The sequence below is a fragment of the Streptomyces sp. NPDC003327 genome, from assembly GCF_053589515.1.
The window spans coordinates 1-16,444 of sequence record NZ_JBSFSA010000074.1 but is presented as its reverse complement, the minus strand read 5'-3'; the positions used below and the strand labels follow the sequence as shown (position 1 = coordinate 16,444).

The 16,444-nt window shown below is 73.2% G+C and carries 14 protein-coding genes and 1 pseudogene; 12 read left to right on the top strand and 3 right to left on the bottom strand.

All coding sequences use genetic code 11. The features are described from left to right. Positions 1-95: 95 nt before the first annotated feature. From idi to ACWDVG_RS30735, 3 genes and pseudogenes are all read right to left on the bottom strand, one after another. A pseudogene (gene idi / locus ACWDVG_RS30745) lies at positions 96-713 on the bottom strand (isopentenyl-diphosphate Delta-isomerase); the annotation flags it as partial. A gap of 165 nt (positions 714-878) precedes the next feature. After that, positions 879-2,141 carry a GNAT family N-acetyltransferase gene (locus ACWDVG_RS30740; RefSeq protein ID WP_451704086.1) on the bottom strand — a complete coding sequence of 421 codons (1,263 nt, stop codon included), beginning with the start codon at positions 2,139-2,141 and terminating at the stop codon, positions 879-881. A gap of 206 nt (positions 2,142-2,347) precedes the next feature. Then, positions 2,348-3,289 (bottom strand): cation diffusion facilitator family transporter, encoded by a 942-nt coding sequence (locus ACWDVG_RS30735; protein WP_451704084.1) that lies wholly within the window; start codon positions 3,287-3,289, stop codon positions 2,348-2,350. A 402-nt stretch (positions 3,290-3,691) separates the two neighbouring features. Here ACWDVG_RS30735 and ACWDVG_RS30730 point away from each other — a divergent pair, with 402 nt between their 5' ends. From ACWDVG_RS30730 to ACWDVG_RS30675, 12 genes are all read left to right on the top strand, one after another. Further along, the gene (locus ACWDVG_RS30730; protein WP_451704092.1) at positions 3,692-5,485 is read left to right on the top strand and encodes a DUF5941 domain-containing protein; all 1,794 of its coding nucleotides are present in this window, start codon (positions 3,692-3,694) and stop codon (positions 5,483-5,485) included. Then, on the top strand, positions 5,482-6,219 hold the full coding sequence (locus ACWDVG_RS30725; RefSeq protein WP_451704082.1) for a phosphocholine cytidylyltransferase family protein: 738 nt from the start codon (positions 5,482-5,484) through the stop codon (positions 6,217-6,219). Before ACWDVG_RS30730 ends, ACWDVG_RS30725 begins: the two co-directional genes overlap by 4 nt. Then, a complete protein-coding gene (locus tag ACWDVG_RS30720) occupies positions 6,207-7,268 on the top strand; it encodes an iron-containing alcohol dehydrogenase family protein (RefSeq protein ID WP_451704080.1) in 1,062 nt (353 codons plus the stop codon). The genes ACWDVG_RS30725 and ACWDVG_RS30720 overlap by 13 nt, the downstream gene beginning before the upstream one ends. Next, on the top strand, positions 7,246-8,025 hold the full coding sequence (locus ACWDVG_RS30715; protein WP_451704078.1) for a CDP-alcohol phosphatidyltransferase family protein: 780 nt from the start codon (positions 7,246-7,248) through the stop codon (positions 8,023-8,025). Before ACWDVG_RS30720 ends, ACWDVG_RS30715 begins: the two co-directional genes overlap by 23 nt. A 47-nt stretch (positions 8,026-8,072) precedes the next feature. Next, a complete protein-coding gene (locus ACWDVG_RS30710; protein ID WP_451704090.1) occupies positions 8,073-8,918 on the top strand; it encodes a glycosyltransferase family 2 protein in 846 nt (281 codons plus the stop codon). 49 nt (positions 8,919-8,967) lie between these two features. Continuing rightward, entirely contained in the window at positions 8,968-9,897 is a 930-nt protein-coding gene (locus ACWDVG_RS30705; RefSeq protein WP_451704076.1) for an ABC transporter permease, read from the top strand. Further along, complete coding sequence (locus ACWDVG_RS30700) at positions 9,890-10,675, top strand: ABC transporter ATP-binding protein (protein ID WP_451704074.1); 786 nt, start codon at positions 9,890-9,892, stop codon at positions 10,673-10,675. The genes ACWDVG_RS30705 and ACWDVG_RS30700 overlap by 8 nt, the downstream gene beginning before the upstream one ends. 122 nt (positions 10,676-10,797) lie before the next feature. Next, positions 10,798-11,454: a TetR/AcrR family transcriptional regulator gene (locus tag ACWDVG_RS30695; RefSeq protein WP_451704072.1), complete on the top strand. Its 657-nt coding sequence runs from the start codon at positions 10,798-10,800 to the stop codon at positions 11,452-11,454. 312 nt (positions 11,455-11,766) lie between these two features. Further along, the gene (hpnC, locus tag ACWDVG_RS30690) at positions 11,767-12,678 is read left to right on the top strand and encodes a squalene synthase HpnC (RefSeq protein ID WP_451704070.1); all 912 of its coding nucleotides are present in this window, start codon (positions 11,767-11,769) and stop codon (positions 12,676-12,678) included. Then, positions 12,675-13,625, top strand: coding sequence for a presqualene diphosphate synthase HpnD (gene hpnD / locus ACWDVG_RS30685; protein WP_451704068.1), 951 nt, complete (start codon positions 12,675-12,677; stop codon positions 13,623-13,625). The genes hpnC and hpnD overlap by 4 nt, the downstream gene beginning before the upstream one ends. A 235-nt stretch (positions 13,626-13,860) precedes the next feature. Then, positions 13,861-15,210 carry a hydroxysqualene dehydroxylase HpnE gene (gene hpnE, locus ACWDVG_RS30680; protein WP_451704088.1) on the top strand — a complete coding sequence of 450 codons (1,350 nt, stop codon included), beginning with the start codon at positions 13,861-13,863 and terminating at the stop codon, positions 15,208-15,210. After that, the gene (locus tag ACWDVG_RS30675; protein WP_451704067.1) at positions 15,207-16,307 is read left to right on the top strand and encodes a polyprenyl synthetase family protein; all 1,101 of its coding nucleotides are present in this window, start codon (positions 15,207-15,209) and stop codon (positions 16,305-16,307) included. The genes hpnE and ACWDVG_RS30675 overlap by 4 nt, the downstream gene beginning before the upstream one ends. The last annotated feature ends 137 nt before the right edge of the window (positions 16,308-16,444 follow it).

The window sequence follows — 16,444 nt, the reverse complement described above, 5'->3', positions numbered from 1 at the left end:
CCGGGCAACGCCCGTACGACCACCAGGCTACCGGGGGGCAGCTCGGTGAGCCGGTCGCGGACGAGATGGCGGAGGCGACGCTTCACCTGGTTGCACCAGCCCCCGGACGGGCCCGTCAACTCCCTGACGGCCGGACGCGCCGCGTCGAGCACCGTCATGAACCAGGCGGAGAACGGCGCGGTCGCGTGCCGCTCGGCCAGCTCCTCGGGGGTCACGAACACGGTGGACTCGATCTCCTCGGGGTCCGGCCGCGGCGCGGCCTGCACCAGGCCCACGAAGAGGTGGTTGTACTCCTGCTCCACCAGGCCCGAGGCCGGGTCCGGGTGGTTGTAGCGGACGGTCCCCGCCTCCGCGAGCAGCGACGGCGAGACGCCGAGCTCCTCGAAGGTGCGCCGGGCCGCCGCCGCGAAGGGCGCCTCGCCCGGGTACGGGTGGCCGCAGCAGGTGTTCGACCAGACACCGGGGGAGTGGTACTTGCCGAGCGCGCGCCGCTGGAGCAGCAGTCGGCCCTCCTCGTCGAAGAGGAAGACGGAGAAGGCGCGGTGCAACTGCCCCGGCGCCTGGTGGGCGGCGAGCTTCTCCGCCGTACCGATCGTCGTCCCGTTCTCGTCGACCAGTTCGAGCATGATCGGCTCCGGGCTTCCGGACGGCTGGGCACCGTTCGGCGCGATCTCCGGCGAGACGTGCGTCACGGTGGCTGGTGTGGTCGGCATACCCATCCTTCGCTTCGGTCCTCGGCCCGCGGGGCCGGCGCCCTCAGTCTGCCGTACAAAACCGGCTTGTCCGTACTTCGGCGGCCGCGGGTGCGGCCGGAGCGCGCCGCTGCCACCGCACCGGAGTACACCGGCGCGGCGGCAGCGGCCCGCCTCGGGGGACGGTCAGACGCCGAAAGCCGCCGGATAGACGAGCGGACCCGCCGGAACCGGCGCGGGATCGTCCAGGACCAGGGCCATCATCGCCTCGTCGGGCACCTCGAAACCTGGCTTGATTCCATATTCGGACGCCCGTACGAACCCGAACCGCGGGTAGTACTCCGGATGGCCGAGGACCAGCACCAGCCGTTCGCCCGCCAGCCGCGCCGCGTCGAGCACCGCGCGGACGACGGCCTGACCGGCGCCCGTCCGCTGGTGCTCCGGCGCCACCGAGACCGGCGCCAGCGCCGCCGCCGGAGCCCCGCCCACCCGGCAGCGGGTGATCAGGGCGTGCGCCGCGACCGAGCCGTCCGGGGCCTCCGCCACGTACGAGAGGCCGGGCAGCCAGGCCTCGGCGTCCGCGCGCAGGGCGTCGACGAGGTCGGCCTCCGCCGGCGATCCGAAGGCCGCCGCCGTCACCCTCCGTACGTCCATGGCGTCCGCGGCCGTCTCGGGACGGGTCCGCCAGCGGGGGTCGGCCGGGCGCAGCACCAGACCCGCGTAGCCGTAGTCGCCGCCGTGCTCGCGCCGCAGCGCGATCTCGGCGCGGGCCGCGGCCACCGCCCCCGCCATGCCCGGCAGGGTGGTGTCGGCGGCGTCGGCGTGCCGCGCGAGCGGGCCGTAGTAAGCGTCCCAGTCGCTCTCCGGCTGCACGAAGGTGCCGAGGACGTGGTACCCGGCCGCGACCGCCGCGGCCGCGTTCTCCGCGACCGTGCGGAGCGGATAGTGGACGTCCCAGAAGGCGCGGGCCGCGGGGCTCGGCTCCGGGGTGGTCCAGACGCACTCGGTGAGGACGAGCGTGCCTCCGGGCGCGAGCAGCCTGCGCCACTCGGCGAGCGCCCGGTCGAAGCCGAGCACGAAGACGGAGCTCTCGGCCCAGACCAGGTCGAAGGAGCCGTCGGGGAAGGGCGGCGCGCCCATGTCGGCGCGCAGCGGACGGATCGAGCCGTCGAGACCCCGGGCGGCGGCCGCCGCCCGCAGCTCGTCGAGGAACGGCTCGTGGGTGTCGACCGCGGTCACCTCGGCGTTCGCCTCGGCGGCCAGGAGCAGCGCGGCGCGGCCGGGGCCGCAGCCCAGGTCGAGGACGCGCGGGCGCTCCGGCAGCGGCCGCCCGTGCGGGGCGCGGGCGAGCGCGAGGAGCCTGCGGGTGGTGGAGTCGGAGCCCGGACCCTGCCGCGGAAGACCGTGGTGCAGGGCGAAGAAGGCGTCGTGAGAAGCGTTGTCGGACAACGTGGAAACCCTTGTGTGTGAAGGGCCCCGGCCGACGACGTGACGTACCGGTGGAACCGGGATCAGGTCAGCCGGAGACCCGGGAGCTGAAGCTGGACCGGGCGCTGCCGCACTGGGCAGCCTCCATCGCGACGGTCATCAACCTCAGCCCCTCTCACGCACGAGTTCGTACGACGAGCCTAACAGTCACCGGTGGGGCCGGGCCGTCACAGGCAGAGCCGGGCCTCGTGCTCCGCGTGTCCGACCGGTTCCAGCTGGAAGGTGCAGTGCTCCACGTCGAAGTGCGAGCCCACGCAGGTCCGCAGTTCGTGGAGCATCTTCTCGTGTCCGACCGAGTCCAGCGCTCCCGCGTGCACCACGACGTGCGCCGAGAGCACCGGCATCCCCGAGGTGATCGTCCAGGCGTGCAGGTCGTGCACGTCCTCGACCATCGGCAGCGCCAGGATGTGCGCCCGCACCTCCGCCATGTCGACGCCCTTCGGCGCCGCCTCCAGCAGCACGTCGAGCGTCTCGCGCAGCAGCCTCAGCGTGCGCGGCACGATCATCAGGCCGATGACGATCGAGGCGATCGGGTCGGCGTACTGCCAGCCGGTGGCCAGGATGACGCCGGCCGCGACGATCACGGTCACCGAGCCGAGGGCGTCGGCGAGCACCTCCAGATAGGCCCCCCGGACGTTGAGGCTCTCCTTCTGCCCCCGCATCAGCAGCGACAGCGAGACCATGTTGGCGACCAGACCGACCAGCGCGAAGGCGATCGCGAGCCCGCCCCTGGTGTCGGCCGGCTCGATGAACCGCTGGATCGCCTCGTACAGCACGTAACCGCCCACGCCGAGCAGCAGCAGACAGTTGGCGAGGGTCGCGAGGATCTCGGCGCGGGCGAAGCCGAAGGTGCGGTTGCCGGAGGGCGGCCGGTTGGCGAAGTGGATGGCGAGCAGCGCGAGGGCGAGCCCGACGGCGTCGGTCGCCATGTGGGCGGCGTCGGCGATCAGCGCCAGCGAGTCGGCGACCACACCACCGATGATCTCGATCACCATCACGGAGAGCGTGATGCCGAGCGCGATCCGCAGTCGGCTGCGGTACGCGGCTCCCGCGGTGCCCGTGGGCGGCGGGCCCCCGTGACTGTGCCCGTGGTCGTGTCCAGCCCCCATGACATGGCCTCCCGGTCCTGTCGCTCGTGTGCCCCGAGGGGCAAGTGAACTACGGGTGGGGGGTATGCGCAACACGGCAGTGAACACCGTTGTCATGTGCCCTGACCTGCGCATATGTATTTCGGTCAGGGTGATGTCCGTCGGCCACCGCCGGTCGCTCGGCGGACGGTTTGTGGGGCGGGCCGCCGATCCCCGATGATGATCTCCGCGTCGGCGGGCGCGGCCGTGCGGACACGGGTGGGCCCGGGGGAGTCCTGCCCGCGAAGCCTCGGTGAACTCCGCCTCCGTTCATCCGATAGCCTCAGCCGACGTGCCGCCGCCCGGTGCCGGGCCCGCACCGCCGCGCCCCGGGGCCGCCCGGGCCCCGCCGGCCCCGCCGTCAGCTCCAAGGAGTGAGTTCGTCTGTCGACCGCCATCCTCACCGGCCAGCCGGCACCCGGATCCTCGCTCGACGGTGATCTGCGGTCGCTCGGCTTCGACGTCCGGATCGCCTCCGGCGTCGAGGAGACCGGCGCCCTGCTCGCCGCCGTACCGGCGGGCGAGCGCGTCGCCCTCGTCGACCCCCGCTTCGTCGGCCACCTGCACGCCCTGCGCCTGGCGCTCACCGACCCCCGGTTCCCGGCCGCGGCCGCGCCCGGCGCACTCACCGCGCAGCCCGAGGCCCGCCCCGCGCTCAGCCGCGCGCTGACCGGCGCCGCCGACACCGACGACCTCACCGGCACGCTCGCCGAGGCCCTCGACGCCGACGGCGTCGCCGTGCACCGGCCCCAGCTCGGCACCCTCGTCGCCGCCGTCCCCGCCGACGCCGCCGCACGCCACGAGGCCCGCGCCGCCGTCGCGGCCGTGGACGACGAGGCCGTACGCCTGCGCTCCGCCGTCAAGGCCCAGGACGGCTTCTTCACCACCTTCTTCATCAGCCCGTACTCGCGGTACATCGCCCGCTGGTGCGCCCGCCGGGGCCTCACCCCCAACCAGGTCACCACGGCCTCGCTGTTCACCGCCCTGATCGCGGCCGGCTGCGCGGCCACCGGGGAGCGCGGCGGCTACGTCGCCGCCGGCGTCCTCCTCCTCGTCTCCTTCGTCCTGGACTGCACCGACGGGCAGCTCGCCCGCTACTCGCTGCAGTACTCGACGATGGGCGCCTGGCTCGACGCCACCTTCGACCGCGCCAAGGAGTACGCCTTCTACGCGGGCCTCGCCCTGGGCGCCGCCCGCGACGGCGACGACGTCTGGGCCCTCGCGCTCGGCGCGATGGTCCTCATGACCTGCCGCCACGTCGTGGACTTCTCCTTCAACGAGGCGAACACCGGCGACGCGGCGAGCCCTGGCGCCACGGCCAGGACCAGCCTGGCCCTCTCCAGTCGGCTCGACAGCGTCGGCTGGACCGTCTGGGCCCGTCGCATGATCATCCTGCCGATCGGCGAGCGCTGGGCGATGATCGCCGTCCTCACCGCCGTCACCAGCCCCCGGACCGTCTTCTGGGCGCTCATCGTCGGCTGCTCCTTCGGCGCCTGCTACACCACCGCGGGCCGCGTCCTGCGCTCCCTGTCCCGCAGGACCCCGAGGACCGACCGGGCCGCCCGGGCGCTCGCCGACCTCGCGGACTCCGGCCCGCTCGCGGAGCTGGTGGCGAAGCCCGCCCGCCGCCTGCCGCTGCCGGATCCCGCCCCCGTCGTCGCCCTCCTCGGCGCCGCGCTCGTCATCGGCTTCGCGCTCGGCGCGGCCCCGGGCGACGTGACCGTCGTCGCCGCGGCCGCCGCGTACGCGCTCCTCGCCGGCGTCGCCGTCGCCCGCCCGCTCACGGGCGCCCTCGACTGGCTCGTACCGCCCGTCTTCCGCGCCGCCGAGTACGGCACGATCCTGGTGCTCGCCGCCCGCTCCGACTCCCCGCAGGCACTCCCCGCGGCGTTCGGGCTGGTCGCGGCGGTCGCCTACCATCACTACGACACGGTGTACCGCATCCGCGGCGGCACCGGCGCGCCGCCCGCCCGGCTGGTGCGCGTCATCGGCGGACACGAGGGGCGCACGCTCCTGGTGGCCGTCCTCGCCGCCCTCCTCACGGGCCGCGGCGACGACTTCACCCTGGCAGTGACCGCCCTCGCGGGCGCCGTCGCGCTCGTGGTGCTCGTGGAGTCCATCCGCTTCTGGGTCTCCTCCGGAGCACCCGCCGTTCACGACGAAGGAGAAACAGCATGATCGGCCTCGTACTGGCAGCCGGTGCCGGACGGCGTCTGCGCCCCTACACCGACACCCTTCCGAAGGCCCTCGTGCCTGTCGACGGTGACACCACCGTCCTCGACCTCACGCTGAAGAACTTCGCCGAGATCGGCCTCACCGAGGTCGCGATCGTCGTCGGCTACCGCAAGGAGGCCGTCTACGCGCGCAAGGAGGAGCTGGAGGCCAGGTACGGCCTCACCCTCACCCTCGTCGACAACGACAAGGCCGAGGAGTGGAACAACGCCTACTCCCTGTGGTGCGCCCGTGAGGTCCTCAAGCGCGGCGTGATCCTCGCGAACGGAGACACCGTCCACCCGGTCTCCGTCGAGAAGACGCTGCTCGCCGCCCGCGGCAACGGCCAGAAGATCATCCTTGCCCTCGACACGGTGAAGAACCTCGCCGACGAGGAGATGAAGGTCATCACCGCCGAGGGCAAGGGCGTCCAGCGCATCACCAAGCTCATGGACCCGGCCACCGCCACCGGCGAGTACATCGGCGTCACCCTCATCGAGCCCGAGGCCGCCGAGGAGCTCGCCGACGCCCTCAAGGCCACCTTCGAGCGCGACCCCGACCTGTACTACGAGGACGGCTACCAGGAGCTGGTCAACCGCGGCTTCACCGTCGACGTGGCCCCCATCGGCGACGTCAAGTGGGTCGAGATCGACAACCACGACGACCTCGCGAAGGGCCGTGAGATCGCGTGCCAGTACTGACCCGGCTGATCCCCTCGCCGGTCGTCGTCGACATCCGCAGGGGAGCGCTGGACGACCTGTCCGCGCTCCTCGCGGACCAGCGGATCTCCAGCAACGGCAAGATCGCCGTCGCCATCAGCGGCGGCTCCGGCCTGAAGCTGCGTGACCGGTTCGCCCCGGAGCTGCCCGGCGCCGACTGGTACCCGGTCGCGGGCGGCACCATCGACGAGGCCGTCAAGCTCGCCGACGCCATGCGCGGCAAGCGGTACGACGCCGTGGTGGCCCTCGGCGGCGGCAAGATCATCGACGTGACCAAGTACGCGGCGGCCCGCGTGGGCCTGCCGCTGGTGGCCATCGCCACCAACCTGTCGCACGACGGCATCTGCTCGCCGATCTCCACGCTCGACAACGACAACGGCCGCGGCTCCTACGGCGTGCCCACCCCGATCGCCCTCGTCATCGACCTGGACGTGATCAGGGACGCCCCCGTGCGCTACGTCCGCTCGGGCATCGGCGACGCGATCTCCAACCTCTCCGCCATCGCCGACTGGGAGCTCTCCCACCGCGAGAACGGCGAGAAGGTCGACGGCCTCGCGGCCGCCATGGCCCGCAGCGCCGGCGAGGCCGTCCTGCGCCACCCCGGCGGCGTCGGCGACGACGACTTCCTCGTCACCCTCTCCGAGGGCCTCGTGATGTCCGGCATCGCCATGTCGATCAGCGGCGACAGCCGCCCCTCCTCGGGCGCCTGCCACGAGATCAGCCACGCCTTCGACCTGCTCTACCCGGCCCGCGCCGCGAGCCACGGCGAGCAGTGCGGCCTCGGCGCGGCCTTCGCCATGCACCTGCGCGGGGCCCCGGAGGAGTCCGCGCTGATGGTCGAGACGCTGCGCCGCCACGGCCTGCCCGTGCGCCCGGAGGAGATGGGCTTCACGGTCGACGAGTTCGTCCGGGCCGTCGTCTTCGCCCCGCAGACCCGACCGGGCCGCTTCACCATCCTCGAACACCTCGACCTGTCCGACGACGAGATCAGGGACGCGTACGCCGACTATGCCAAAGCCATCGGTAGCTGAGCTCCGCCCGGTCGTCCACCCGCCGGGTGTGAAGGACCGGCGGAGCGGCGAGCACTGGGGCGGCCGCCTGTACATGCGGGAGATCTCGCTGCGGATCACCCGGCAGCTGGTGAACACCCGCGTCACGCCCAACCAGCTGACGTACCTCATGACCGTCTGCGGTGTGCTCGCCGCCCCCGCCCTGCTCGTGCCGGGCATCCCGGGCGCCGTCCTCGGCGTGGTCATGGTCCAGCTCTACCTGCTGCTCGACTGCGTCGACGGCGAGGTGGCCCGCTGGAAGAAGCAGTTCTCCCTCGGCGGCGTCTACCTCGACCGCGTCGGCGCCTACCTGTGCGACGCGGCGGTCCTCGTCGGCTTCGGCCTGCGCGCCGCCGACCTGTGGGGCAGCGGCCGGATCGACTGGCTGTGGGCCTTCCTCGGCACCCTCGCCGCCCTCGGCGCCATCCTGATCAAGGCCGAGACCGACCTCGTCGGCGTCGCCCGGCACCAGGGCGGCCTCCCGCCGGTCAAGGAGTCGGCCTCCGAGCCGCGCTCCTCGGGCATGGCGCTGGCCCGCAGGGCCGCCGCCGCGCTCAAGTTCCACCGCCTGATCCTCGGGATCGAGGCCTCCCTGCTGATCCTGGTCCTGGCCGTCGCCGACCAGGTGCGGGGCGACCTCTTCTTCTCGCGGCTCGGCGTCGCGGTCCTCGCCGGCATCGCCCTGCTCCAGACCCTGCTGCACCTGGTGTCGATCCTGGTGTCCAGCAGGCTGAAGTGAGGACGGCCGTGGGCACCCCGCTGAAGGTCGGAGCGGTCGTCATCACCATGGGCGACCGCCCCGACGAGCTGCGCGCCCTCCTCGACTCGATCGCCGCCCAGGACGGCGACCCGATCGAGGTGGTCGTGGTCGGCCAGGGCACCCCGGTCACCGGGGTGCCCGACGGGGTGCGCACCGTCGACCTCCCCGAGAACCTCGGCATCCCCGGCGGCCGCAACGTCGGCATCGAGGCCTTCGGCCCCGGCGGCACCGACGTCGACGTCCTGCTCTTCCTCGACGACGACGGGCTGCTCGCCCACCGCGACACCGCCGAACTCGTCCGGCAGGCCTTCACCGCCGACCCGCGCCTCGGCATCATCAGCTTCCGCATCGCCGACCCGGAGACCGGCGTCACCGCGCGCCGGCACGTGCCGCGGCTGCGCTCCGGCGACCCGCTGCGCTCCTCGCGGGTGACCACCTTCCTCGGCGGCGCCAACGCGGTGCGCACCAAGGTCTTCGCCGAAGTCGGCGGTCTGCCCGACGAGTTCTTCTACGCGCACGAGGAGACGGACCTCGCCTGGCGCGCGCTCGACGCCGACTGGATGATCGACTACCGTTCGGACATGGTGCTGCTGCACCCCACCACCGCACCCTCCCGCCACGCCTCGTACCACTTCAACGTGGCCCGCAACCGAGTGTGGCTGGCACGTCGCAATCTGCCCGCGCCCCTGGTGCCGGTCTATCTCGGCGTCTGGCTCCTGCTCACCCTGGCGAGAAGGCCCTCGCTCTCCGCGCTCACGGCGTGGTTCGGCGGTTTCCGCGAAGGGTGGGCGGCACCCTGCGGACCGCGCCGCCCCATGCGATGGCGTACGGTGTGGCGGCTGACCCGGCTGGGTCGCCCCCCGGTCGTCTGACATCGTGGTACCCGACGTGCCGCGCATCTTGAACACGAAAGTTTCGACTGTGAGTGACACACACCAGGGCGGGGCGGTCGCGACGAGCGCGCCCCCGTCCGTCGACGAGGGCCTGGCCCCGGCCGACCTGGCCGCGAAGTACGGTCTCTCGGTCAGCGGCGCCCGGCCCGGTCTGTTCGAGTACGTCCGCCAGCTGTGGAGCCGGCGCCACTTCATCCTGGCGTTCTCCTCCGCCAAGCTGACCGCCCAGTACAGCCAGGCCAAGCTCGGCCAGGTGTGGCAGGTGGCGACCCCCCTGCTCAACGCCCTCGTCTACTACCTGATCTTCGGCCTCATCCTGGGCGCCGGCCGCGGCATGACCGAGGACGTCTACATCCCGTTCCTGGTCACCGGCATCTTCGTGTTCACCTTCACGCAGAGCTCCGTCATGGCGGGCGTCCGCGCCATCTCGGGCAACCTCGGCCTCGTGCGGGCCCTGCACTTCCCGCGCGCCACGCTGCCGATCTCCTTCTCGCTGCAGCAGCTCCAGCAGCTGCTCTTTTCGATGATCGTGCTCGTCGCCGTCGCGATGGCCTTCGGGAGCTACCCCTCGGCGAGCTGGCTCCTGCTGGTCCCGGCGCTCTTCCTGCAGTTCGTGTTCAACGTCGGCCTCGCCATGATCGTCGCGCGGATGGGCGCCAAGACGCCCGACCTGGCCCAGCTCATGCCGTTCGTCATGCGGACCTGGATGTACGCCTCCGGCGTGATGTTCTCGATCCCCGCGATGCTCGCCGACAAGCCCGCGTGGATCGCCGACGTCCTCATGTACAACCCGGCGGCGGTCTACATGGACCTGATCCGCTTCGCCCTCATCGACGGGTACGGCTCCGAGAACCTGCCGTCGCACGTCTGGATGACCGCCCTCGGCTGGGCCCTGGCCTTCGGCATCGGCGGCTTCCTCTACTTCTGGAAGGCCGAGGAGAGGTACGGCCGTGGCTGACATCGACACGGGCAGCATCCCCACCGTCATCTGCGACGACGTCCACATCGTCTACCGGGTCAACGCCGGAGGCGGCGGCAAGGGCAGCGCCACCGCGGCCCTCAGCCGGATCGTCGGCCGCGGGAAGGCCGAGGTCACCCGGGGCGTCCGCAAGGTCCACGCCGTCCGCGGCGTCACCTTCACCGCCTACCGCGGCGAGGCCATCGGCCTCATCGGCTCCAACGGCTCGGGCAAGTCCACGCTGCTGCGCGCCATCGCCGGCCTGCTGCCGACGGAGAGCGGCAAGGTCTACACCGACGGCCAGCCCTCTCTCCTCGGCGTCAACGCGGCGCTGATGAACGACCTCACGGGTGAGCGCAACGTGATCCTCGGCGGGCTCGCCATGGGCATGAGCCGCGAGGAGGTGCGCGAGCGCTACCAGGACATCGTCGACTTCTCCGGCATCAACGAGAAGGGCGACTTCATCAGCCTGCCGATGCGGACGTACTCCTCCGGCATGGGCGCCCGGCTCCGCTTCGCCATCGCCGCGGCCAAGAACCACGACGTCCTCCTCATCGACGAGGCCCTCGCGACGGGTGACCGCAAGTTCCAGATCCGCTCCGAGGAGCGCATCCGCGAGCTCCGCAAGGAGGCCGGCACGGTCTTCCTGGTCAGCCACAGCAACAAGTCCATCCGGGACACCTGCGACCGGGTGCTCTGGCTGGAGAAGGGCCAGCTCCTGATGGACGGGCCCACGGACGAGGTCCTCAAGGCGTACGAGCGCGAGACCGGGCGCTAGCGCCCGTCGGGCCGTCCGCGCCGGAATCCCCCCGCCGTCCCGGTAGGGGGGATTCCGCTTTCTCCGCGGGCGCGGCCCCGCCCGGAATGTTCATGCGGTCAACATCGGGCAGGATGAGCGCCATGCCAGCGATCTCGGGAGGAAAGACCTACCACCACGGCGATCTGCGCAACGCGCTGATCTGCGCGGCCGTCGACCTCGCGACCGAGGGGGGTCCCGAGCGGGTCGTCCTGCGCGAGGCCGCCCGCCGGGTCGGCGTCTCGCCGACCGCCGCCTACCGCCACTTCGACGGACGCGGCGAACTCCTCCGCACCGTCCGCAACCACGCCCGGCGGATGCTCGCCGACTCCATGGAGCGCGCCGCCGCCCGCGAACCCGGCGCCGACGACCCCGTCCTGGCCGCCGAACGCAGGCTCGCCGCCCTCTGCCGCGGCTACGTCGGCTTCGCCGTCGAGCAGCCCGGCCTCTACCGGGCCGCGTTCTGCGCCGCCCGCCCCACCGCCACGACGGCCGCGGACCCCTCGCCGTGCCGTCCCGCCGCCGCCGAACCCGAGCTCCGCGCGTTCACCCTGATCGCGGAGGCGCTGGAAGCGCTCGACGCCCTCGCCGCGCCCGCCGGGGCGACCCGCCCGGCCGCCGGCGCCGCCGCGTGGTCGGCCGTGCACGGTCTGTCGCTGCTGCTGCTCGACGGGCCCCTGCGGCTCCTGTCCGCCCGGCGCAGGGCCGACGTCGTCGAGACCACCCTCGCCATGGTCGTCTCGGGAGCCCGCCCGCGCTGACGTCCCGCGAAGCCCAAGTCGCCGCCCCGGAAAGGGGGTTGACCGGCCCTCGGAAAGCGCCGCGCGGCGTGGCCCACCCCGGAACGGCGACCGCTCCCGTACGACGTAAGCTGGACCGGTCTGTTTCGCGGCATGTGAGGGCTGTCGACCCCAGAACGCCCGGGCGCTGCGGACGTCCTTCGGGCAGTGCGCGGCGGCGTGTCCGAAATAGGATGGATTGGTCCGACAGTGTAGAACGGGAGATGTGACGGCCATGACGCAGAATCTCCAGCTCCGCGAGGGTGTCGCCGTCCCCGCGTCGGGCGCCGCCCGGTGACGGCCACCCCGCAGGTGCGCCCCGACGCCTCCTCGCGCACGACCCTCGGCAAGGCCGCGGACGAGAACTTCCCCGTGGCCCCCTTCTTCCTGCCGCGCGCCTGGCGCGACGACCTCATGGCCGTCTACGGCTACGCCCGCCTCGTCGACGACATCGGCGACGGCGACCTCGCCCCCGGCGGCGCCGACGCCCGCCACCTCGGCGTCGACCCCGAGCGCGCCGACGACCGGCTGCTGCTCCTGGACGCCTTCGAGGACGACCTCCACCGCGTCTTCGACGGCACCCCCCGACATCCGCTGCTGCGCGCCCTCCAGCCCACGGTCCGGCGGTGCGGGCTCACCCCCGAGCCCTTCCTCGGCCTGATCGCCGCCAACCGCCAGGACCAGCAGGTGCGGCGCTACGCGACGTACGACGACCTCCTCGCGTACTGCGAACTCTCCGCCAACCCCGTCGGCCGCCTCGTCCTCGGCATCACCGGCACGGCCACCCCCGACCGGATCCGCCGCTCCGACGAGATCTGCACCGCGCTCCAGATCGTCGAGCACCTCCAGGACGTCGCCGAGGACCTCCGCCGCGACCGGATCTACCTCCCCGCCGAGGACCTGACGCGCTTCCACGTCACCGAGGGCGACCTCGCCCGGCCCAGCGCGGGCGCCGCCGTGCGCTCCCTGATCGCCTTCGAGGCCGACCGGGCCCGCGCCCTGCTGCACGCCGGCACCCCCCTCGTCGGCAGCGTCCGCGGCCGCCTGCGCCTGCTGCTCGCCGGCTTCACCGCCGGCGGACTCGCGGCGCTCGACGCCGTCGCCGCCGCCGGATTCGACGTGCTCCCCGGACCGCCGGGACCCACCAAGCCGAGCCTGATGCGCCAGGCGGGAGCGGTACTGCTCCGGGCGCGGAGAGAGGGGTGACCGAGACCGTGGAGGGACAGCCCCCGACGTCCGCACCGGTACTGGCCGCGTACAGCTACTGCGAGGCCGTCACCGGACAACAGGCCCGCAACTTCGCCTACGGCATCCGGCTGCTGCCGACCGACAAGCGCCAGGCGATGTCCGCCCTGTACGCCTTCTCCCGGCGCGTCGACGACATCGGCGACGGCACGCTCGCACCCGAGGAGAAGCGGTACCGGCTCGAAGCCACCCGCGAGGTCCTCGACCGCATCCGCAAGGGCGCGGTCGAGGAGGACGACACCGACCCCGTCGCCGTCGCCCTCGCCGACTCGGCCCGCCGCTTCCCGATCCCGCTCGACGGCCTCGACGAGCTCATCGACGGCGTCCTCATGGACGTGCGCGGCGCGACGTACGAGACCTGGGACGACCTCAGGGTCTACTGCCGGTGCGTCGCGGGCGCGATCGGCAGGCTCTCGCTCGGCGTCTTCGGCACCCACCCCGGCGCCCACGGCGCCGACCGCGCCCCCGAGTACGCCGACACCCTCGGCCTCGCCCTCCAACTCACCAACATCCTCAGGGACGTGCGCGAGGACGCGGGCAACGGGCGCACCTACCTGCCCGCCGACGACCTCGCCAAGTTCGGCTGCCAGGAGGGCTTCGGGAGCGACACCCCGCCGCCCGGCTCCGACTTCGCCGGCCTCGTCCACTTCGAAGTGCGGCGCGCCCGCGCCCTGTTCGCCGAGGGCTACCGTCTCCTGCCCATGCTCGACCGGCGCAGCGGCGCCTGCGTCGCCGCCATGGCCGGCATCTACCGGCGCCTCCTCGACCGCATCGAGCGCGACCCCGGGGCCGTGCTGCGCGGCCGGGTCTCGCTCCCCGGCCGCGAGAAGGCGTACGTCGCCGTCCGCGGCCTCTCCGGACTCGACACGCGGAACATCGCCCGCCGCGCCGTCCGGGGACGCCCCTGATGCACCCGTACGCTGCCCCTCGCCGGGCAACCCGGGCCGCCACCACGGCGTCCCTGCCCGCGACGACCCGAACGGAGGCCGTGTGACGACCGACGACACCCAGCACACCCCCCTGCCGGCCGACGCGGCCGAAGCCCCGGGGGCGACCGCCGTGCCCGGCGCCGCTCCCGCGGCCCCGCGCGGCGACGACCCCGGGACGGGGGGCGACGGCGGGCGCGAGCGGCACGTCGTCGTCGTGGGCGGCGGACTCGCCGGAGCCACCGCCGCGCTCCGGCTCGCGGAGGCGGGCGTGCGCGTCACCCTCCTGGAGGGGCGCCCCCGGCTCGGCGGCCTCGCGTTCTCCTTCCGGCGCGGTGACCTCACCGTCGACAACGGCCAGCACGTCTACCTTCGCTGCTGCACCGCCTACCGCTGGTTCCTCGACCGCGTCGGCGGCGCCCACCTCGCCCCCCTCCAGGACCGGCTCGACGTCCCCGTCCTCGACGTCGGCCATCCGCGCGGCCCCCGCCTCGGCCGGATCCGCCGCGACGCCCTGCCCGTCCCGCTCCACCTGGCGCGCAGCCTCGCCACGTACCCGCACCTCTCCGTCGCCGAGCGGGCCTCCGTCGGCCGGGCCGCGCTCGCCCTGAAGAAGCTCGACCCCGCCGACCCGGCCCTCGACGGCATCGACTTCGCCACCTGGCTCGGCCGGTACGGGCAGTCGCCGCGCGCCGTCGAGGCGCTCTGGGACCTCGTGGGCGTCCCCACCCTCAACGCCCCCGCCGCGCAGGCCTCCATGGGGCTCGCCGCCATGGTGTTCAAGACCGGGCTCCTCTCCGAGCCCGGCGCCGCCGACATCGGCTGGGCGCACGTCCCGCTCGGCGAACTCCACGACACCCTCGTCGCCAAGGAGCTCGCCGCGCTCGGCGTCCGCACCGCCCTGCGCACCAAGGCGGAGCACATCTCCCGTACGGCGAACGGACGTTGGGCCGTCCGCGTACCCGGCGAGACCATCGACGCGGACGCCGTCGTCCTCGCCGTGCCGCAGACGGAGACGCACGGGCTGCTGCCCGAGGGGGCCGTCGACGACCCCGACCGGCTCCTCGACATCGGCACCGCCCCCATCCTCAACCTCCACGTCGTCTACGACCGCAAGGTGCTGAAGCGGCCCTTCTTCACCACGCTCGGCTCCCCGGTCCAGTGGGTCTTCGACCGCACCGACTCCTCCGGGCTCCGCGGCGGCGGCCAGTACCTCGCCGTCTCCCAGTCCGCCGCCCAGGACGAGATCGACGAGCCCGTCGCCGCCCTGCGCGAGCGGTACCTGCCCGAGCTGGAGCGGCTGCTGCCCGCCGCCCGGGGCGCGGGGGTCCGCGACTTCTTCGTCACCCGGGAGCGGACGGCCACGTTCGCCCCCACCCCGGGCGTCGGCCGGCTCCGCCCCGGCACCCGTACCCGCGTGCCCGGCCTCTACCTGGCCGGCGCCTGGACCGCCACCGGCTGGCCCGCGACCATGGAGAGCGCCGTCCGCAGCGGCTTCAGCGCCGCGGGCGCCGCGCTCTCCGCCTTCGGCCGCCGCCACGACCAACCGCTGCAGGAGGCGGCATGAGTGTGAGTACCGGAACAAGAGGAGAGACCGTGCCGACAGCGCAGCCGGGGAACCCGGCCGTCGACACCGCGGACGTGACCGCACTGCTGGAACGGGGACGGACCCTGTCCACCCCCGTCATGCGGGCGGCCGTCGACCGCCTCGCACCGCCCATGGACACCGTCGCCGCCTACCACTTCGGCTGGATCGACGCCCACGGGAACCCCACGGACGCCGACAGCGGGAAGGCCGTGCGGCCCGCGCTCGCCCTGATCTCCGCCGAGGCCGCGGGCGCCGCCCCCGAGGTCGGCATCCCCGGGGCCGTCGCCGTGGAACTCGTCCACAACTTCTCGCTGCTCCACGACGACCTCATGGACGGCGACGAGCAGCGCCGCCACCGCGACACCGTCTGGAAGGTGCACGGCCCCGCCCAGGCGATCCTCGTCGGCGACGCCCTGTTCGCCCTCGCCAACGAACTGCTCCTGGAGCTCGGCACCGTCGAGGCCGGGCGCGCCACCCGCCGGCTGACCACCGCCACCCGCAAGCTCATCGACGGCCAGGCCCAGGACATCAGCTACGAGCACCGCGAGCGGGTCACCGTCGAGGAGTGCCTGATGATGGAGGGCAACAAGACGGGCGCCCTCCTCGCCTGCGCCGTCTCCATCGGCGCCGTCCTCGGCGGCGCGGACGACCGCACCGCCGACAAACTGGAGGAGTACGGCTACCACCTCGGCCTCGCCTTCCAGGCCGTCGACGACCTGCTCGGCATCTGGGGCGACCCGGAAGCCACCGGCAAGCAGACCTGGAGCGACCTGCGGCAGCGCAAGAAGTCCCTGCCGGTCGTCGCCGCCCTCGCCGCCGGCGGCGAGGCCTCCGAGCGGCTCGGCGAACTCCTCGCCGCGGACGCCAAGTCCAACGACTTCGACAGCTTCTCCGAGGAGGAGTTCGCCACCCGCGCCGCGCTCATCGAGGAGGCCGGCGGCCGCGAGTGGACCTCCCAGGAGGCCCGCCGCCAGCACGCGGTCGCCATCCAGGCCCTGCACGAGGTCGACATGCCCGCCCGGGTGCGGGAGCAGCTGACCGCGCTCGCCGACTTCGTCGTCGTACGGAAGAGATGATCACGATCACCCAGATATGACTTCGCAGTCGCCGGGCCGGGGCCCCCCCCCCCCCCCCCCCGGCCGACCCCCCGCGCAGAAGCAAACCCCCACAACAACTGGTCGCCAATAAAACCACCAACCCCCGAAAAAACCGG